Source organism: Actinomadura barringtoniae (assembly GCF_017573505.1).
GTDB classification, from domain to species: Bacteria; Actinomycetota; Actinomycetes; order Streptosporangiales; family Streptosporangiaceae; genus Spirillospora; species Spirillospora barringtoniae.
This window is the reverse complement of sequence record NZ_JAGEOJ010000028.1, coordinates 92880-109680: the sequence shown is the minus strand read 5'-3', so window position 1 is coordinate 109680 and position 16801 is coordinate 92880. Positions and strand designations below refer to the sequence as shown.

At 73.0% G+C, this 16801-nt stretch carries 17 protein-coding genes; 4 read left to right on the top strand and 13 right to left on the bottom strand.

All coding sequences use genetic code 11. The features are described 5' to 3' along the window. Positions 1 to 11 precede the first annotated feature (11 nt). From cydC to J4573_RS47100, 7 genes are all read right to left on the bottom strand, one after another. Positions 12 to 1667 (bottom strand): thiol reductant ABC exporter subunit CydC, encoded by a 1656-nt coding sequence (gene cydC / locus J4573_RS47130; protein WP_208262953.1) that lies wholly within the window; start codon positions 1665 to 1667, stop codon positions 12 to 14. Continuing rightward, positions 1664 to 3325, bottom strand: a complete 1662-nt coding sequence (cydD, locus tag J4573_RS47125; protein ID WP_208262952.1) for a thiol reductant ABC exporter subunit CydD — start codon at positions 3323 to 3325, stop codon at positions 1664 to 1666. The genes cydC and cydD overlap by 4 nt, the downstream gene beginning before the upstream one ends. 9 nt (positions 3326 to 3334) lie before the next feature. After that, positions 3335 to 4078, bottom strand: coding sequence for a cytochrome d ubiquinol oxidase subunit II (locus J4573_RS47120; RefSeq protein ID WP_243774718.1), 744 nt, complete (start codon positions 4076 to 4078; stop codon positions 3335 to 3337). Between the two features lie 45 nt (positions 4079 to 4123). After that, complete coding sequence (locus J4573_RS47115) at positions 4124 to 5368, bottom strand: cytochrome ubiquinol oxidase subunit I (protein ID WP_208262951.1); 1245 nt, start codon at positions 5366 to 5368, stop codon at positions 4124 to 4126. A 121-nt stretch (positions 5369 to 5489) separates the two neighbouring features. Continuing rightward, entirely contained in the window at positions 5490 to 6647 is a 1158-nt protein-coding gene (locus tag J4573_RS47110) for an MFS transporter (protein WP_307797493.1), read from the bottom strand. Positions 6648 to 6953: 306 nt separating this feature from the next. Then, positions 6954 to 7316, bottom strand: coding sequence for a DoxX family protein (locus tag J4573_RS47105; RefSeq protein ID WP_208262950.1), 363 nt, complete (start codon positions 7314 to 7316; stop codon positions 6954 to 6956). A 15-nt stretch (positions 7317 to 7331) separates the two neighbouring features. Further along, positions 7332 to 7805: a cupin domain-containing protein gene (locus tag J4573_RS47100; RefSeq protein WP_208262989.1), complete on the bottom strand. Its 474-nt coding sequence runs from the start codon at positions 7803 to 7805 to the stop codon at positions 7332 to 7334. A gap of 83 nt (positions 7806 to 7888) precedes the next feature. On the opposite strand from J4573_RS47100, the gene J4573_RS47095 reads away from it, so the two are divergent. Further along, positions 7889 to 8734: a LysR family transcriptional regulator gene (locus J4573_RS47095; RefSeq protein WP_208262949.1), complete on the top strand. Its 846-nt coding sequence runs from the start codon at positions 7889 to 7891 to the stop codon at positions 8732 to 8734. A 19-nt stretch (positions 8735 to 8753) separates the two neighbouring features. On the opposite strand, the gene J4573_RS47090 is transcribed toward J4573_RS47095, so the two are convergent. Together J4573_RS47090 and J4573_RS47085 are read right to left on the bottom strand one after the other, a co-directional pair. Next, a complete protein-coding gene (locus J4573_RS47090; protein WP_208262948.1) occupies positions 8754 to 10550 on the bottom strand; it encodes a hypothetical protein in 1797 nt (598 codons plus the stop codon). A 314-nt stretch (positions 10551 to 10864) separates the two neighbouring features. Next, entirely contained in the window at positions 10865 to 11335 is a 471-nt protein-coding gene (locus tag J4573_RS47085; protein WP_208262947.1) for a hypothetical protein, read from the bottom strand. A gap of 198 nt (positions 11336 to 11533) precedes the next feature. On the opposite strand from J4573_RS47085, the gene J4573_RS47080 reads away from it, so the two are divergent. Next, a complete protein-coding gene (locus tag J4573_RS47080; RefSeq protein WP_208262946.1) occupies positions 11534 to 12595 on the top strand; it encodes a tyrosine-type recombinase/integrase in 1062 nt (353 codons plus the stop codon). Positions 12596 to 12698: 103 nt separating this feature from the next. Beyond that, positions 12699 to 13409 carry an SDR family NAD(P)-dependent oxidoreductase gene (locus tag J4573_RS47075; RefSeq protein WP_208262945.1) on the top strand — a complete coding sequence of 237 codons (711 nt, stop codon included), beginning with the start codon at positions 12699 to 12701 and terminating at the stop codon, positions 13407 to 13409. Positions 13410 to 13468: 59 nt separating this feature from the next. Here J4573_RS47075 and J4573_RS47070 read toward each other — a convergent pair whose 3' ends face one another. The 3 genes from J4573_RS47070 to J4573_RS47060 all read right to left on the bottom strand — a co-directional run bounded on the left by J4573_RS47070 (position 13469) and on the right by J4573_RS47060 (position 15519). After that, positions 13469 to 14038: a hypothetical protein gene (locus tag J4573_RS47070; RefSeq protein ID WP_208262944.1), complete on the bottom strand. Its 570-nt coding sequence runs from the start codon at positions 14036 to 14038 to the stop codon at positions 13469 to 13471. An 88-nt stretch (positions 14039 to 14126) separates the two neighbouring features. Continuing rightward, positions 14127 to 14771: an HAD family hydrolase gene (locus tag J4573_RS47065; protein ID WP_208262943.1), complete on the bottom strand. Its 645-nt coding sequence runs from the start codon at positions 14769 to 14771 to the stop codon at positions 14127 to 14129. Between the two features lie 82 nt (positions 14772 to 14853). Next, positions 14854 to 15519 carry a DUF1707 SHOCT-like domain-containing protein gene (locus J4573_RS47060; protein ID WP_243774717.1) on the bottom strand — a complete coding sequence of 222 codons (666 nt, stop codon included), beginning with the start codon at positions 15517 to 15519 and terminating at the stop codon, positions 14854 to 14856. Here J4573_RS47060 and J4573_RS47055 point away from each other — a divergent pair. Then, positions 15518 to 16117, top strand: a complete 600-nt coding sequence (locus J4573_RS47055; RefSeq protein ID WP_243774716.1) for a DedA family protein — start codon at positions 15518 to 15520, stop codon at positions 16115 to 16117. The genes J4573_RS47060 and J4573_RS47055 overlap by 2 nt on opposite strands. Here the strand turns inward: J4573_RS47055 and J4573_RS47050 are convergent. After that, positions 16080 to 16760, bottom strand: coding sequence for a response regulator (locus J4573_RS47050; protein ID WP_208262942.1), 681 nt, complete (start codon positions 16758 to 16760; stop codon positions 16080 to 16082). The genes J4573_RS47055 and J4573_RS47050 overlap by 38 nt on opposite strands. Positions 16761 to 16801: the final 41 nt, after the last annotated feature.

Below are 16801 nucleotides of genomic sequence, written 5' to 3'. Positions count from 1 at the left end.
TCCGCCGCACCCTACGCGGTCAGCAGCTCGGCCTCCCACAGAGCCCGGTACGGGCCGGGCCGCTCCACCAGGTCGCGGTGGTGTCCGCGCTGCGCGAGGAGGCCGCGGTCCATGACGATGACCTCGTCGGCGGCGTCGAGGGCGGCGAGACGGTGGGTGACCAGCAGCAGCGTGCCGCCGCCGGGCGAGTTCAGCAGCTCACGGGTGATCGCGTCGGCCGCGTCGGGGTCCAGGGCCTCGGTGGGCTCGTCCAGCAGCAGCACGGGCGGGTCGGCCAGCAGGGCGCGTGCCAGCAGGAGCCGCTGCCGCTGCCCTCCCGACATTCCCCGGCCGCCGTCCCCGACGACGGTGTCCCACCCGTCCGGCAGCGCGTCCACGACGTCGGTGAAGCGGGCGCGCCGCGCCGCCGCCTCCAGTTGCCGCGGGGTCGCGTCCGGGCGGGCGACCAGGAGGTTGGCGCGGATGGAGGCGGTGAACACGTGCGCGTCCTGCATCAGGCCCCGTACGGCGCCATGCGATTCCGGTGTCACCGTCCCGGCCTCCAGGGCGACTTCACCGGCGACGGCGGCGAGCAGGGTGCTCTTGCCCGCGCCGCTGGCGCCGACGATCGCGACCCGGCGGCCCCGCTCCACGCGCAGGTCGATCCCGGCCAGCGCGGTGCGGCCGCCGTAGTTCACGTGCACGCCGAGCAGTTCCACCGCGACCGGCCCACCGGCGGCCACGGTTTCGTCGACCGGCCGCTGCGGCGCCTGCTCAAGGAGCGCGGACACGCGGGCGCAGGCGGGCCTGATCTCCCGCAGCCGCTGCGCCGCGCCCGCCAGCTGCAGCACCGACTCGACCGCCACCAGCGCCGACAACGCCACCACGGCGGTCGCGACCTCGTCGGCGCCCGCCCGCATCGCCGCCCACGCCGCGACGATCGCCGTCACGCCCTGGACGGCGAAGCCCGCGGCGGAGGTCGCGATGGAGATCCGGGACGCCGACGCCTCGGCGCGCGCCAGCCGCCGCGACGCGGACTCGGCCGCGTCCCGGTAGCGGCCGGCCGCCCCGAACACGGCCAGGTCGTCCGCGCCCTCCAGCACGTCCAGTGCCCGCGTCGACAGCTCCGCGCGGGCCTGCGCGGCGCGGTCGGCGGCCTGCCCGCCGCGCCACCACACCAGCGCCGGAACGACCGCCCCGGCGACCAGCAGGCCCGCCGCGACGACGACCGCCGACGCCGGAACCGCCGTGAAGGCCACCGCGACGCCGGCGATGCCGCATGCGGCTGCGGCGATGGCGGGCAGGGCGCAGCGCAGCAGCAGGTCCTGGACGGCGTCCACGTCCGACACCATCCGCGTCAGGGCGTCCCCGTCACGCGGGCCGCCGGTGCGGCGTGCGGCGAGCGCGTCGAACACCCGTCCGCGCAGCTCGGTCAGCGCACGCAGCGCGACATCGTGCCCGGCGAGCCGCTCCACATACCGCAGCGTGCCCTTGGCGACGGCGAACGCCCGTACCGCCACGATCGCCACCGACAGCGCCGCCAGGGCGGGCTGCTGCGCGGCGCGCGCGATCAGCCACGCCGCCGCCGCGACCAGTCCCAGCCCGCACAGCTCCGCCGCGGCCGACGCCAGCGCGGCTGCGGCCAGGCGGGGGGTGTGCGGCCGGATCGCGTTCCAGATCCCGCTCACGCCGCGACCTCCTTGCGCAGGTTCGTGTCGGCGCGGCCGTTCTCGATCCGCACCACCCGGTCGGCCAGCGCCACCAGCGCGGGCCGGTGCGCCACGATCAGCGCCGTACGGTCCTCAAGCAGCCGTCCGGCCGCCCGCACGAGCGCGTTCTCGCTGCGCAGGTCCAGGCGCGCCGACGGTTCGTCCAGCAGCATCAGCGGCGCGCCGGTCAGGTAGGCGCGGGCGAGTGCGAGCCGCTGGCGCTGCCCGGCCGACAGGCCCGTGCCGCGTTCGCCCAGGACCGTGTCGTAGCCGCCCGGCAGGTCGTGAATGAAGTCCTCGGCCGCCGCGGCGCGCGCCGCGTCCTCGACCTGCGGGCGGGTGGCGTCGGGGGAGCCGAGCGCGATGTTGTCGGCGATGGAGGCGGCGAACAGGTGCGGGCGCTGCGGCACCCATCCCAGGCCGCGCCGCCACGCCGCCACATCGAGGTCGGCCAGGTCCACGCCGTTCACCAGGACGCGTCCCGATTCGGGGGCGACGAGCCCGGCCAGCACCAGCAGCAGCGTCGACTTGCCCGCGCCCGACGGGCCGGTGACCGCGACGCGTTCACCTGGTGCGATCCGCAGCGACACCCGGTCCAGCGCGGGGTGCTCGGCGCCGGGGTAGCGGACGGTGACGTCCTCCAGCACGATCTCCGGCGCACGGTGGGGGAGGACGACCCCCGCTTCCGGGCGTTCCGGGGCATCTTCACCATCCAGGGCTTCGAACGCTTGTTCGGCTGCGGCGACTCCCTCGGCCGAGGCGTGGAACCGGGCGCCCAATGCGCGCAGGGGGAGGTAGGCCTCAGGCACCAGGATCAGCACCAGCAGACCCGTCACCAGCGGCATGTCACCGTTCAGCAGCCGCAAACCGACCGGGACCGCGACGACGGCCACCGACAGCGCGCACACCAGCTCCAGCACCAGCGACGACAGGAACGCCACCTTCAGCGCCCGCACGCTCGCGCGGCGATGCTCGTCGGCCAGGTCGCGGACCACGCCCGACTGGTGACCGGCGCGCCCGAACGACCGCAGCGTCGAAAGTCCCGCCAGCACGTCGCGGAAATGGCCGCCCAGGCGTGCCAGCAGCGCCCACTGCCGGCCGGTCAGCGCCGCCGTCCGCAGCCCCACCAGCGCACCGAACACCGGCACCAGCGGAACCGTCACCGCCACCACCACCGCAGACGGCCAGTCCGCCACCGCCAGCCGCGCCAGCACCAGCGGCGGAACCAGGCACGCCACCAGCAGCTGCGGCAGATACCCGGTGAAGAACGGGTCGATCGCGTCCAGGCCGCGCGTCAGCAACGTCACCCGCGCCCCCGCACCGCCCACCGCACCGCCATCGCCCGTGATGCCGCCATCGCGTCCCGCGCCGCCGCGGAGCAGGCCCGCGCGCAGCCGCGCCTTCACCGCCGCACCGCCACGCGCCGCGATGCCGCCCGACGCCCACGTCAGCGCCGCGCGGCCGGCGACCACGCACGCCAGCGGCACCAGCCACCCCGCGTCCAGACCGGCGATCGCCCGCGCGAGAAGGTCCGCCTGGACCACCAGCAGCACACCCTGCGCGAGGGCGAGCGCCCCCAGCACCGTCATCGCCCGCCGCGGCACCATTCGCAGCAGACGCCGTTCCACCGCCTTCACACCGAGCTCCTACAGGTAGGTGGGGGACACGACACGGTCACGGAACGTCCACCACACCAGCGCCTGCGAGGCGACCAGCAGCGGCAGCATCACCGCCGTCAAAACCGCCGTCGCCGACAACGCCGTGCCGGTCGAGGCCGCGTCCGACAGCGACAGCCGCGCACCGGCGGCGACCATCACCGCCACCAGCGCCACACCCGTCACCGGATAGCTGGAGGGGATCCGCCGCGCCCGCTCCACCAGCACACCGGTGAGCCGCCACCGCGCCAGACCCGCGCCATGCGCGGCGAACAGCGCCGCCAGGACCATCCCCACGGCCGAACCGGCGTTCATACCGCCGCCGAACAGGATCGACCCCAGCACGCCGCCCCACGACAGTCCCAGCGCCCAGCTTCCCGCGACGATCAGCCCGTCGCACAGCGACCGCCACGCCGCCGCATCGACCCGGCCGCGCAGCCACAACCCCATGTCGCGCACCACCCAGCCGGTCAGCAGCACCACGAACAACGGGAACAGCCCGGTCAGCAGATCATGCTCCAGGCCCGGGAAGGCGCCCGCGACGATCCCCGCCGTCGACACCAGCCACACCTCGTTGCCCAGGAAGAACGGCGCGATCCCGGCGATCACCAGGCGCCGCTCGTCCTGCGACTTGCCCAGCACCGGCAGCAGCATGCCCATGCCGATGTCGGCGCCGGCCAGCACCAGATACCCGCCGGCGAACACCGCCAGCATCACCACGGCCAAAAGTTCCATCACTCAGCTCCTGCGGTCTCTCGGTCTAGAACGTGTGCGCCCGCGTCAGAACGTCGGCGTCAGCGTCGGCTCGGACGGCACCGGCGGGGGAGCAGCACCCAGCCGCGCCGCCTCGGGGCCCTTGCGCGCGAACCGCGCCAGCAGCCACACGTTCACCGCGATCAGCACCGCGAACAGTCCCGTGAACGCCACGAACGACACCGTGATCAGCCCAGGGTCGACGTCGGACACCGCGTCCCTGGTCTTCAGCACCCCGTACACCATCCACGGCTGGCGCCCCACCTCACGGAACACCCACCCGGCGATCATCGAGAGGTAGGGGAGCGGCACCGCGACGATCATCAGCGTGTGGAAGATCCGGCCGCGGACCAGCCACCGCCCGAACGGCAGCTTCACCAGCGCGACCAGCGCCACCAGGACCATCAGCGACCACCCGAAGATCATGATGGTCTCGCCGAGCTGCGCCTGCTGCGGCGCCATGTAGTCGCCCGGCCCGAACCGCGCCACGAAGTCGGCCTGCGCCGCCAAACCCTTGTCACTGCCCGCCGACTTGGTCGGCTGCACGTACTGGAACTGCGTCCCACCGAAGATCACCACCGGGATCACCGCGGCGATCACCGTGACCAGCCCGATCCGCATCGACCGGCGGAAGAACTCGGTCTCCGCCGTCCGGCGGAACAGGTGATACGCGCTCACGCCCGCCATGAAGAACCCCGCCGTCAGCAACCCGCCGAACAGCACATGGAAGAACGCCAGCACCCCCGTCGGGTTGCTCAAAACCGCACCCAGATCGGTCAGGCGCGCCGTCCCGTTCACCATCTCGTAGCCGACCGGGCGCTGCAGCCAGCCGTTGGCGACCAGCACGAAGAACGCCGACAGATACGCCGTCAACGTCACGACCCAGATCAGCGCCAGATGCAGCCACCGGTTCAACCGACCCCACCCGAAGATCCACAAACCGAGGAAGGTGGCCTCGACGAAGAACGCCACGACCGTCTCCATCGCCAGCGGCGCCCCGAACACCCCGCCGGTCACCTTGGTCATCCCGCTCCAGTTCAACCCGAGCTGGAACTCCATGACCAGGCCCGTCACGATCCCGACCGCATAATTGATCACATACAGCTGTCCCCAGAACCGCACCATCCGCTCGTGCACGGCGCTGCGGGTCAGCGTCGCGCGCGTCTGCATCACCGCCACCAGCGTCGCCAGGCCCAGCGTCAGCGCCACGAACAGGAAATGCGACCCCGCCGTCACCGCGAACTGCACCCGCGCCAGCATCAGCGCGTCCATCCCGTACCCTCCTCGGCCGATTCGTCCACGGCTCCAGAGCATGACCAACCAGCCCCGCCCCGCGAATCCGGCTCCAGCGGGCACCTGCCGTGCATCTGACGGCCCACGGCCCCCGCGGCGCCTACATCTCGGGATGTACGCGCCGCACGACGGCCACCACCAGATAGGGGAGAGCCGCCACCGCGAACAGGACACCCGGCCCCGCCCACGCAGACCCCAGCCCGTACCCCGCGTAGGCCAGCACCGCCATCACCTCAGAACCCAGGCCCGCCAGCGACATCACCGTCGCCCGCGACCGGTCGGCGATGCGTTCCTGCAGCCGCGTCTCCGCCGCCACGATCGCCCACTGCGTCACCCCGAACGCCACCGCCACCAGCACCATCCCCGCAGGCCGCCCCCACAGCGCGCCCACCGCCAGGCACACACCCGCCACCGCCAGCGCCGGATTCAGCCACGCCGTGTCCCGGCCCGCCAGCCACCCGCCCGCCGTCTCACCGGCGCTGACCACCAGCACCAGCAGCGGAACCGCCGCCACCGCCACCCCCGTCGACCGCGCCAGCACCGGCACGTACTCATCGACCGCGCTGCAGCCCATCACCACCATCAGCAAAACCACACCGCCCCGCACACCCGGCGCGGTCCGCACATGAGCCCACCCGTCGCGCCACACCGCCGCCATCGACGACCCATCCCCGACGTCCTCAGTGTCGTCGCCGCCGTCCGGTTCGCCGCCGCGCTCGCGACCCCGTTCACGGCTCTCGGGCAGCGTCCAGGCGATCGCCGCGCACACCACGCACGTCGCGACGCTCGCCGAGCCCAGCGCCCGGTAACCGCCCACGCCCATGACCGGCGCGGCCGCCGCGTTCGCCACCATGATCGCGGTGACGCCGATCGCCTGCGCCCGCCCGATCAGCCGCGCATAACAGGACGCGGTGCCGATCCGCTGCAGCTCCTCGTACACCAGCGCCTGCAACGTCCCCGACCGCAGCGCCGTCGCCAGCCCCCACAGCACGAACCCCGCCGCGAACGCCGGATACGACGGCAGCCACGTCCACAGCGCGAAACCCGCGCCGGTCAGCAGGGGAGAGGCCACCAGCAGCAGCCGCCGGGAGAACGCGTCCGCCCACACACCCGACGGCACCTCCAGCGCCAGGCCCGTCAGCGACCAGATGACGAAAAGCGAGGAGATCTGCGCGGTCGACAGCCCGGCGTCGGCGAACAGCAGCGCGTACACCGGGTACAGCAGGACGAAGTCCTCAAAGAACGCGCACGCGTACAGGCGGCGCGCCAGCCTCGACTCAGGTAAGGATCAATGTCGCCACGTCATGCCCCGCACTCTACGCCGCGCCCGCGCCGGGCCGCCTCCCGGTTCACGGGCGCCCGCTGCCGGCCGCGTCGTACTGCAGGTCCTGCACCAGCGGGTCACCACAACCGGGGGAGCGTGATCACGACATCGCAGCTCCGGGGCCCTCGACCAGCTCTACTTAACATAATGTACATTATCGACCAAGGGGAGAGCCTCTCGGAAGAGGGGCTGATCCCAGGGTTTCCATGGTCGTGCGCCGTCGTGTCACGGCTCGTCGTGTCACAGCCAGGTCGTCGCGAGCCACGCCGTGACGGCGGCGGCGAGGATGAGCACGATGTTGAGAACGATCTGGCGGTCGCCGCGCCTGAGGTGAACGCGGGTCGCGCCGAGCTGCAGCAGAACGAATCCCGTCGCCGCGGCGAACGCCAGCCAGGACGCGATTCCCGTCAGTGGCGGCAGGATCAGCCCCAGGGCGCCGAGCACCTCGACCACGCCGATCGCCCGGACGGCCGGCATCGGCGTGGTGTCCACCCACTGCATCATCGGCTCGAGCCGCTCACGCGAACGAACGATCTTGATGAAGCCCGCGTACAGGTAGAACGCGGCGAGCAGATCGGCGAAGATCCAATAGGCGACGTGCATTTAAATGGTTCCCTTTTAGTGGAATTCGGTGGCGGGAGTCGTGGCATAACGGCCCATCGCCTTTATGTGGGCTTCTGGAGATGGCGGCTCTCCCCCGGAGAACATTTTCTCCAGATCACGGAAATACTGAACGTACAGGTCGGGTGTGAACGTGCTGAGCATCACGGCGGGCTCATCGGTGGGGTTTTCGAAAGTGTGCGGCGCACCTGGCGGAACCATGACCAGCGTCCCCGCGACCGCGTCATGGCTGTCACGGCCCACGGTGAAGCGCACCATCCCGGAGATGACGTAGAACCCCTCGTCGTGCTGCGCGTGCCGGTGCTGCGGAGGCCCCGGCGTGTGCGGCGCCAGGACCGACTCGGCGATCCCCAGCCGATGTCCGGTGTTGCTGCCGTCCTCCAGGACACGGAACGTCGTGGTGCCGAGCGTGATGGTCTCCCCGTCCCCCGGGCCCACCACCGATACCGGCACGTCATTGTCGGCGGTCATGTCCACGAGTCCACCGCCTGCGCGTCACCGCTGTCCAGGACCGTTTAGGTGGGGGTGATACCGCGCGGGTATCGTGGCCGTTTATGGAGCTGCGCACGCTGCGGTATTTCGTCGCCGTCGCCGAGGAACTCCATTTCGGCAGGGCCGCCGCGCGGCTCCACATGAGCCAGCCGCCGCTCAGCCGCGCCATCAAACAGCTCGAGACCGACGTCGGTGCCGTCCTGTTCCGGCGTTCCCCGTCCGGGGTGGCGCTCACCCAGCCGGGGATGGTGCTGCTGGAGGAGGCGCGGGTGCTCCTGGACCAGGCCGACCGGGCGCGGGTACGGGTCGCGGCGGCCGCCGGAGCCGGAACCATCACCGTGGGGATTCTGGGAGATGGCACCGACCCGGGCGCGCGGCGCCTGGCCGCCGCCTACCGTGAGCGGCACCCCGACGTGGAGGTGCTGGTCCGCGACACCGACCTCACCGACCCCACCTGCGGGCTGCGCGCCGGGCTCGTCGACGTCGCCCTCACCCGCGGCCCGTTCGACCAGACCGGCCTGCGCGTGCATGAGCTGCGGGCCGACCCGGTCGGTGCGGTGCTGCGCGCGGGCGATCCGCTGGCGGAACGCGACCAGGTGAAACTCGCCGACCTGGCGGGCCGGGAATGGTTCCGCTTCCCCGAGGGCACCGAGCCGCTCTGGCAGTCGTACTGGCACGGCGGCGAGCCCCGCCACGGCCCGGTGGTGCGGGTCGTGCAGGAGTGCCTGCACGCCGTGCTGTGGAACGGGACCGTCGGAATCGGCCCCCTCGGGCACGAGCCGCCCGAGGGGCTGGCGGTGGTGCCGCTGGCCGACATGCCGCCGAGCCCGGTGGTGGTGGCGGCCCGCGACGACACCCCGCTGATCCGCTCGTTCGTGCAGGCCGCGCGGGCCGCCTTCCGCGACTGACTCTCAGCGGGGCGGGGGTTCAGCGTTGGAAGATCGGCATGGGGTGGTGGTCGTAGTTCTCGGCCTGCAGGCTCACCTTGCCGGGCGGCTGCTGACCGCCCTTAGGGCCCTGGGCGACCAGGAAGCCCTTCTTCACCGCCGGGTGGGAGAACGGGCCGTCGGCGGCCAGGATCACCACGCGGCGGCTGGCGGCGGCCAGGTAGTACCAGCGTCCCTTCGGTGACTTCCACCAGGTGCCGCTGACCACGTCGCGCTGCAGGCGGCTGCAGTCCCACGTGCCGCTGCGCTGCCCGGTGAGGGTCGCGCCGCGGTCGTCCAGCAGCGTCGCGTAGGTGCGGCTGCCGCCGTCGCCGAGACCGTAGCGGGTGCAGACCCAGTGGCCGCGGCCGCCGCCGTCGGGCAGGTTCCCCGCCCAGAACTCCCACGCCATCGCCATCTCGACGCTGCCAGGGCCGTGCCCGGTGACGGCGGCGGGGCCCGCGGGCCTGCACGCCAGCTTGCCCCACAGCTGGAACCCCCACGGGACCGCCTCGGGCGCCGAGTCGACCTGGTGCGGCCCCAGGCGCCGTACCGGTGCGGGTGGTGGTGGCTCGTACAGCAGGTTCGCCGACTGCAGCCCGCCCAGGTCGATGATCGTGTAGGGGCGGCCGTGGGCGATGGTGGGCTGCTGCAGTTCCAGGACCGGGCCGCGGGCGCAGCCGCTCGAGACGGGCACCGCCGGGACCGACGCGACACCACCCGCCACGTTCACCGGCTGCCAGTGGGCGCGGCCGCCGTCCAGCGCCGCCGACTTCACCGCCGTCACCCACGGCGGCATCAAGAGTTTCCCGGGTGCCAGGCGCAGCGGGCTGGCGCCGCCGGGCAGCAGGCGGCCTTCGGGGAACAGTTCCAGGGCGGTGGTCCCCCGGTCCTCGGTGTAGCGGGCGACGCGCGAGGAGTCGTGCAGCAGCGCCACTCGCGCCGAACCCGCGTGGCCGGCGTACAGGAGTTGCGGTGCGGCGTCGGGCGGGCCGGGGTCGGCGTGGTCGCGGGTGATGTCGCGGTCGCGGGTGGAGGCGGCGTTCCAGGCGGCCAGCGCGCCGGAGGTGAAGGCGTCGTCGCCGGTGAGGTCGCCGCGGGCCGGCCAGGTGTCCAGGTCCAGGCGGGTGGTGCGCTCCCATTCGCCGGGCCTGGTGCGGGTCAGGTGGTCGGGGCGGCCGCCGGCGGCGTGCGCGGCGGGGCCGTTGTCGCCGGCGCTGGCCCAGGGATGCCCGAACGCGAAGGTGAGCGCGGCCGCCGCGGCGACGGCGGCGGTGGCCGCGGCGAACATCGCCAGGGTGGGGCGCGACATCGCCGGGTGGGTGCGGTGCCCGTACAGGCGGGTGATGGTGGGGTCCATCGGCGGGCGGGCCAGCAGCGCGTCCTGGTCCAGCGGCGGCAGGTGCTCGTCGATGGCGGCGGCGCCGCGCAGCGCGGCGGCCGGGTCGGGGACGCCGAGGTCGGCGAGCAGGCCGGCGGCGTCGTCAGCGGGCATGGATTCCAGGTGCAGCAGCACGTAGGCGGCGCGTTCCTCGGCGGTCAGCCTGCCGAGTTCGGTGGTGAGGGCGAGGTCGTCGTCGGTGCTGGTGGCGGGCTGGAGCCGCAGCCAGGGGCCCAGGCGTGCGCGGCCGGTGTGGGCGGGCCGCATCGCCTTGCGGAGCACCTGGTGGCGCAGTTTCTCGTACAGGTCGGCTCGCGGGCGGCGGGGGCCGCGCGGCAGGCTCTGGTTGACGATCCAGTGCGCGTGGATGAGCCGGTCGTGTTTGGCGAGATCATCCGGAAGCACAAGATAGGCCATTCGGACAAGTTCTCTATAGCGCCTGTTGACGACGGTTCGGATGTTTTCTTTTCCCGCGTTGTCCGGCACAGGACTCCCCTGGTGGAGGTTTTAATTTCCCGAGCCCCGATGCCTACCTTATAGAGCGGTTCCGTGTGCCCGCAATTGCGAGATCAGCATTTCTTAATGGTGCTGATGTATGCCGAATTAGCAGTGTATGTCGAGGTTGGAGCGGGGTTTTCGGCGGCCGGAAATGGCGGCGCGAGGCGTGTCGGGACGCGCCGGGCCGGCGGTGCCTGGTGGGCCCGTGGGCCGTGGGTCAGGGGCTCGGGAGCTCAGGGCGTGCTGCTGCTGCCGCGGCGGTGCGGCTCGAGCGCGGTCATGTATTCCACGAGCCGCACGCCGATCTCGAACGCGATGTCGGCGTCGTCCAGGTCGGGATCGAGCCAGATCTCCGAGACGCGGCGCCAGTTGGCCGGGCCGATGAACGCGCCAGCCTCGGCGCTGGGCCCGAGCTCGGCGCGCCATGCCGGTTCACCGGCGATGAGCGGCTGCAGCGCCGCGTCGTTGTCGGCGGCCTTGGAGTGCTCGGCGTGGAAACCGATCTCCAGGGCGTGCGTGCGTGCCTGGCTGAGGATGTCGGCGCCGATGACCTGCGCCTCGTAGTGCTCGCGGTGCGGCGCGGCGTCGCCGAACCAGGCCTTGACGCCGTTGCGGCGCACCATGACGCGCAGCTCGCCCAGATCGCGTGGCGCCGATCCCCTGACGACCTCGCCGACGTGTTCGAACAGTCCCTCGTCCAGCACGGCCGCCCCTCCCGTCTCCGCCCGGTGTCCCCTGGATCATTTCACCTGGCGATAGGTGCGAACGCACCGGTTTCGCGGGCATTCCCGCCGCGAAGAACGGCGGATTCGCCACACCGGACAGAATGGGGGTTCTGTCTGGTTTTGCATCTGGTGTCCGTTCTCGGGTTCTGTCGGTGGCGGGCGGTAGCGTCCGGCGGTGTGCGTCCCACCGATGTTCAGCGGCTCACCGTCGCCGAGACCGCCGACCTGTACGCCGAGATGGTCCGGGCGCGGGCCGACACCGGCGGGCTGGCGCCCGGCACCGCCGAGGTCTACGTCCGGGACGTGCAGACCTTCGCTTCCCTGGCCGGTCCGCAGCGGATCCTGGACGACCTGACCGGCGGCGACGTCGACGAGGTGCTGCTGCGGTTCGCCCGCAAACCCGACGGCCGCCGCGCCGCCGGTCGGGCGGGGGACGCCCGCTCCCCCGGCGCCGCTCCCCTGCAGAGCGCCGCCTCCCAGGCGCGGTTCCGCAGGTCGGTGTCGGCGTTCTTCAAGCACGCCGCGCTGTCGGGATGGGTGCACCTGGACCCGATGCAGGCCGCGACCGTACGGGCCAGGGAGCGGGGCGGGCTGCGCGCCGAGCGGCGGGCTTTGACGGCCGAGCAGGCCACCGGGCTGATGGGCGCGGCGCGGCGGCTCGCCGAACAGCCCGACGCCGAGCCGGGCAGGCGCTCCGATCAGCGGACCGAGCTGCGCGACGCGCTGATCGTGCTGCTGCTGGCGGCGGTCGGGCCGCGGGTGTCGGAGCTGACGCGCGCCGACGCCGAGGACTTCTTCGTCAACGCCGGCACCCGCTACTGGCGGATCTTCGGGAAGGGAGGGCGGACCAGGGACGTTCCTCTCCCCCATCCGGTCGCCGCGGTGCTGGACGCCTACCTGGCGGGCGGCCGCCCGCGGCTGGACCGGGGCGTGGAGGGCAGGGCGCTGCTGCTGTCGTGGCGGGGGCGGCGGCTGGCGCGCGGCGACGTTCAGGCGGTGATCGACCGGGTGCGGGAACGCGTCGACCCCGGCAGCCGCCGTGGCGTGACGCCGCACGGGCTGCGGCACACCACCGCGACGCATCTGCTCGCGGCGGCGACCGACATGGACGCGGTGCGGCGCGTACTGGGTCACTCGGACCTGTCCACGCTGGGGCGTTACCGCGACGAGTTGCCGGGGGAGCTCGAGGCGGCCATGCGGATCCACCCCCTGCTGGACCACTCCGGCGAGGAGTCGTAGGGAGCGGGCGCAGGGTGGTCGGCCGCTACTCCCCCGGGCGCTGAAGATCGGTGGCGGAAGGCCGCTTGACTTAGAGCGCGCTCTAAATCCTAGCGTTGCTGACATGACGACGACATTGATCACTGGAGCGAACAAGGGCCTGGGGCTCGAGACGGCGCGGCAGCTGGTGGCCGAGGGCCACACCGTCTACGTCGGGAGCCGCGACGCCGCACGCGGGCGCGCCGCGGCCGAGCGGATCGGGGCGCGGGCCGTGCAGCTCGACGTCACCGACGACGCCTCCGTACAGGCCGCCGCCGAGGCCATCGAAGCCGGCGGCGGGCTGGACGTGCTGGTCAACAACGCGGGCATCCAGAACGAGATGAACGACGACGGCACCGTGATCGGCGCCGAGGGGCTGACCGCCGAAATGATGCGGCGCACGTTCGAGACCAACGTGTACGGGCCGGTGCGGGTGCTGCACGCCTTCCTGCCGCTGCTGCAGCGTTCGCAGGCGCCGGTCGTGGTGAACGTCAGCAGCGGCCTGGCCTCCCTCACCCGCGCCGGCACCCCCGGCACGCCGCACCACGCCTACCCGGGCGTGGCCTATCCGGCGTCCAAGACCGCCCTCAACATGCTGACCGTGCAGTACGCCAAGGCGTTCCCCGCCATGCGCGTCAACTCGGTGGAGCCCGGCTTCACCAAGACCGACCTGAACGGCAACACAGGGCTGCAGACCGTGCAGGAGGGCGCCGAGATGATCGTGCGGTTGGCGCTGGTCGGCCCTGACGGCCCGACCGGCGGTTACTTCGACCGCGACGGCGCCAGCCCCTGGTAGGCCGTCCACGAGAGCGCGCCGGTCCACGAGAGCGCGCCGGTCCGCGCGGGCGCAGCTGGTCAGCGGCCCATGGCCTGCTGCAGGTAGGTGACGCAGGCGCTGCGGCGCGGGCCGCCGGGGAAGCGGCGCGCGCATTCGGCGCGGATCCACGCCGCCGATTGCCCGGACTGGCCCTGGCCGCCCTGCTGACCCTTTCCGGAGTGCGCTCCCCCGGCGGGCTTGTGGGACGGCGCGTGCGCGGGGGCGTGCGTGCCAGGGGCGGGGTGGTGAGGCATCGGATGGCCGGGCCAGGCCGTTCCGGTGCCAGGCGCGCCCACGCCTGAGGTGCCGGGCACGCCCACCCCGGAGGTGCCGGGCAGGGCCGGGTCGGCGGCGCCGGTCGTCGCGGGGCCCACGGTCGAGGCTCCCGGCGGCGCGGGGGCCCGCCGGGACGCCGGACGGTCGGGGGCGGCGCTGCTGGTGACCGAGGTCGGTGACAGGTCGCCGTGGCCGGGCCGCGGTGCGTGCTCGGCGACCTGCACGACCGCCCACACGGCGGTCGCGCCGGTCACGGTGAGCAGGGTGAGCGCCGCGGTGGAACGGGCCGGGCCGCGCGAGCTCGAGCCGGTGAAGCGCAGGGGGCGGGGCATGTCACCCACGGTAGGCGCGGTGATGCGGATCGCGACGGATGTTTGCGGGTTTCGGTACCCCCGGCGGCGTCGAGCCGCCCCCGGAGGGTCAGTTGGGGGTGGTGAGCAGGCCGCGGCCCAGGGCGTAGGCGGCGGTGAGGTCGCGGCCGCTGTAGTGCAGGGCGGCGATCTCGGTGAGGTGGTGGTCGGCGTTGACGGCGACGGTGTTGCGCAGGTGGCGGAACAGCGGCGCGTCCGACATCGAGTCGCCGTAGGCGACGCAGCGGCCGGGGTCCAGGCCGTGGCGGGCGCGCAGCCGGTCGGCGATGGTGACCTTGTCGGCGGGCGTGAGGATCCCGGCCGGGTCCAGCGGCGCGGTGAACGGCAGCGGCGGGAAGCGGGAGGCGACGACGTCGTCGAAGCCCAGTTCCAGCAGGTGGTGGGCGAAGAAGTCCGGTGACATGGTGATGACGGCCGAGTGCTCGCCGCGGCGGCGGATGTCGGCGCAGACGTCGGCGATGCCGGTCAGCCACGGCCCGGCGGCGTAGGCGGCGGCGACGTCGGCGGGGGTGAGCGTGCGCCACAGGCCGTGGATGGCGGCGGAGAACCCCCGGGTGTCCAGCTCGCCTGCGGAGAACCGTGCCTCCAGGGCGTGCAGTTCGGGCAGGGTGCCCAGGCGGCGGGCGACCTCGAGGTTGGCGGTGGACCCGGCCAGCAGCGTGCCGTCCATGTCGAAGATGTGCAGGTTGCTCACAGTCGGCCCAGTCTGCTGCACGACGGGGCGGCGACGCGAACCGGTTTCCCTCGAGCCGGTTTCCCGTGAACGCGGACCGGCCTCAGTGGTGGCGGTGGGTGGGCAGGCCGTGGCGGTCGTCCTTGCCGGGCCAGATGGCGTAGGAGATGAGGATCGCCGCCCAGATGCCCAGCGGCACCATCGGCCAGAAGTACTTCAGCTCGCCCGCCTGGACGCTGGTGAACCCCCCGATCGCCGTCATGATCACGGCGCCGCCCGCCCAGTGGCCCCATTCGTTGAACCACTCGCGCTTGTCGGCGTCGCGGCGCTGCGCCTCGCGCTTGGTGAGGGAGGCGCGGGAGACCGGCAGGTCGGCGGTGAGGGCGGCCAGGTCGCCCATGGTGGTGGCCGTCATGGCCTGCTGGAGGCGCCGGTCGTGTTCGGCGGTGTCCAGCGCGCCTTCGGCCAGGGCGTCGCGCAGGGTCTCGATGGCGATGTCGCGGTCGGTGTCGGAGGCGCGGACGATCGCCTGATCGGTGTGCGGCTGGGCCTGGGTCTGGGCCTGTGACGTGCGGTGCATCGTGTGCTCCCGGTCGGTGTGGTGGTGGTTCCAGGATGCGGCCGGAGCGGTGCCCGGATCGTCCTCCGGCGTGACGAACCGGCCGTACATCGTTCGCAGGACGGACGCGGGACCTGCCGATGGTCGGGGGTGGCGGGCGCCGTTGGTGCGATGTGCGCGCCTGCCTGCGGTTTCTAGCGTTTCCCGCATGGACGCGATCATGGATGTGGTGCACACGGCGGTGTCGTCGCCGTGGTTTTACGCGGCGTTGTTCGCGGTGGCGATGCTGGACGGGTTCTTCCCGGTGGTGCCGAGCGAGAGCATGGTGATCACTGCGGGGGTGTACGCGGCGTCGGGTGAGCTGCGGGTCGCGCCGGTGGTGGCCTTGGCGGCGCTGGGCGCGTTCGCCGGGGATCACGTGTCGTACCTGGTGGGGCGCCGGTCGCGCGGCAGGCTGGCGCGGATGCGGCCGGGCACGCGGCGGGCCCGTGCGCTGGCGTGGGCGTCGGCGGTGCTGGCCGAGCGCGGCGGGCTGATCCTGGTGGTGGCGCGGTACGTGCCGGGCGGCCGTACGGCGGTGACGATGGCGATGGGCGCGGTCGGGTACCGGGCGCGGCCGTTCGCGTTCTTCGCGGGCGTCGCGGCGGTCAGCTGGGCGCTGTACGGGGTGGTGCTGGGTTACGCGGGCGGGATGGCGTTCGAGAACGACCCGCTGAAGGGCGTGGCGGTCGGGCTCGGGCTGGCGTTGTCGGTGACGGTGGCCGTCGAGGTCACCCGGCACCTGCGGCGCCGGGTCCGGTTGCGTTGACCAGCCCGGCCTCGTAGGCGACGATCGCGGCCTGTACGCGGTTCTTGACCTGCAGGCGGGTGAGGATGGCCGAGACGTAGGCCTTCACGGTGCCCTCGACGACGTGCAGCCGCGCGGCGATCTCGGCGTTGGACAGTCCGGCGCCGACCAGGGTCAGCACCTCCCGTTCGCGGGGGGTGAGGGCGCCGGTGCGGCGGCGGGCGGTGGCGGCGTGGGAGAGGCGGCCGCCGCTCAGCTCGGTGATGAGGCGGTGCGCGACCTTGGGCGACAGGTAGGCGGCGCCGCCGGCGACCGCGTGGACGCCGGCGATGAGCTCGCGGGGGTCGCCGGATTTCAGCAGGAATCCGGCGGCGCCGTCGGACAGGGCGCGGGCGATGTACTCGTCCTCGCCGAACGTGGTGAGCATGATCACGGCGGTGGCGGGGGCGGCGCGGCGCAGTTCGGCGGCGGCGGCCAGGCCGTCCAGGCGGGGCATGCGGATGTCCAGCAGGACCACGTCGGGCCGATGCGCGAGGGTCAGCTCGATCGCCTCGTGGCCGTCGGCGGCCTCGGCGGTGACCTCGATGCCGGGGTCGGCCGACAGGATCGCGCGGACCCCGGCGCGGATCATCGCCTCGTCGTCGGCGAGCAGTACCCGGATCACGTGTGTCCCTCTCCTTGCGTTCAGGTGCGTTCGGTGCGTTC

What these genes read in the sequence shown, in the direction of transcription:
- J4573_RS47120 (WP_243774718.1), bottom strand. Translation starts at nt 4,078, where the DNA reads ATGGAACTTTTGGCCGTGGTGATGCTGGCGGTGTTCGCCGGCGGGTAT.
- J4573_RS47115 (WP_208262951.1), bottom strand. Translation starts at nt 5,368, where the DNA reads ATGGACGCGCTGATGCTGGCGCGGGTGCAGTTCGCGGTGACGGCGGGG.
- J4573_RS47105 (WP_208262950.1), bottom strand. Translation starts at nt 7,316, where the DNA reads ATGCACGTCGCCTATTGGATCTTCGCCGATCTGCTCGCCGCGTTCTAC.
- J4573_RS47100 (WP_208262989.1), bottom strand. Translation starts at nt 7,805, where the DNA reads ATGACCGCCGACAATGACGTGCCGGTATCGGTGGTGGGCCCGGGGGAC.
- J4573_RS47095 (WP_208262949.1), top strand. Translation starts at nt 7,889, where the DNA reads ATGGAGCTGCGCACGCTGCGGTATTTCGTCGCCGTCGCCGAGGAACTC.
- J4573_RS47090 (WP_208262948.1), bottom strand. Translation starts at nt 10,550, where the DNA reads ATGGCCTATCTTGTGCTTCCGGATGATCTCGCCAAACACGACCGGCTC.
- J4573_RS47075 (WP_208262945.1), top strand. Translation starts at nt 12,699, where the DNA reads ATGACGACGACATTGATCACTGGAGCGAACAAGGGCCTGGGGCTCGAG.
- J4573_RS47070 (WP_208262944.1), bottom strand. Translation starts at nt 14,038, where the DNA reads ATGCCCCGCCCCCTGCGCTTCACCGGCTCGAGCTCGCGCGGCCCGGCC.
- J4573_RS47055 (WP_243774716.1), top strand. Translation starts at nt 15,518, where the DNA reads ATGGACGCGATCATGGATGTGGTGCACACGGCGGTGTCGTCGCCGTGG.
- J4573_RS47060 (WP_243774717.1), bottom strand. Translation starts at nt 15,519, where the DNA reads ATGCGGGAAACGCTAGAAACCGCAGGCAGGCGCGCACATCGCACCAAC.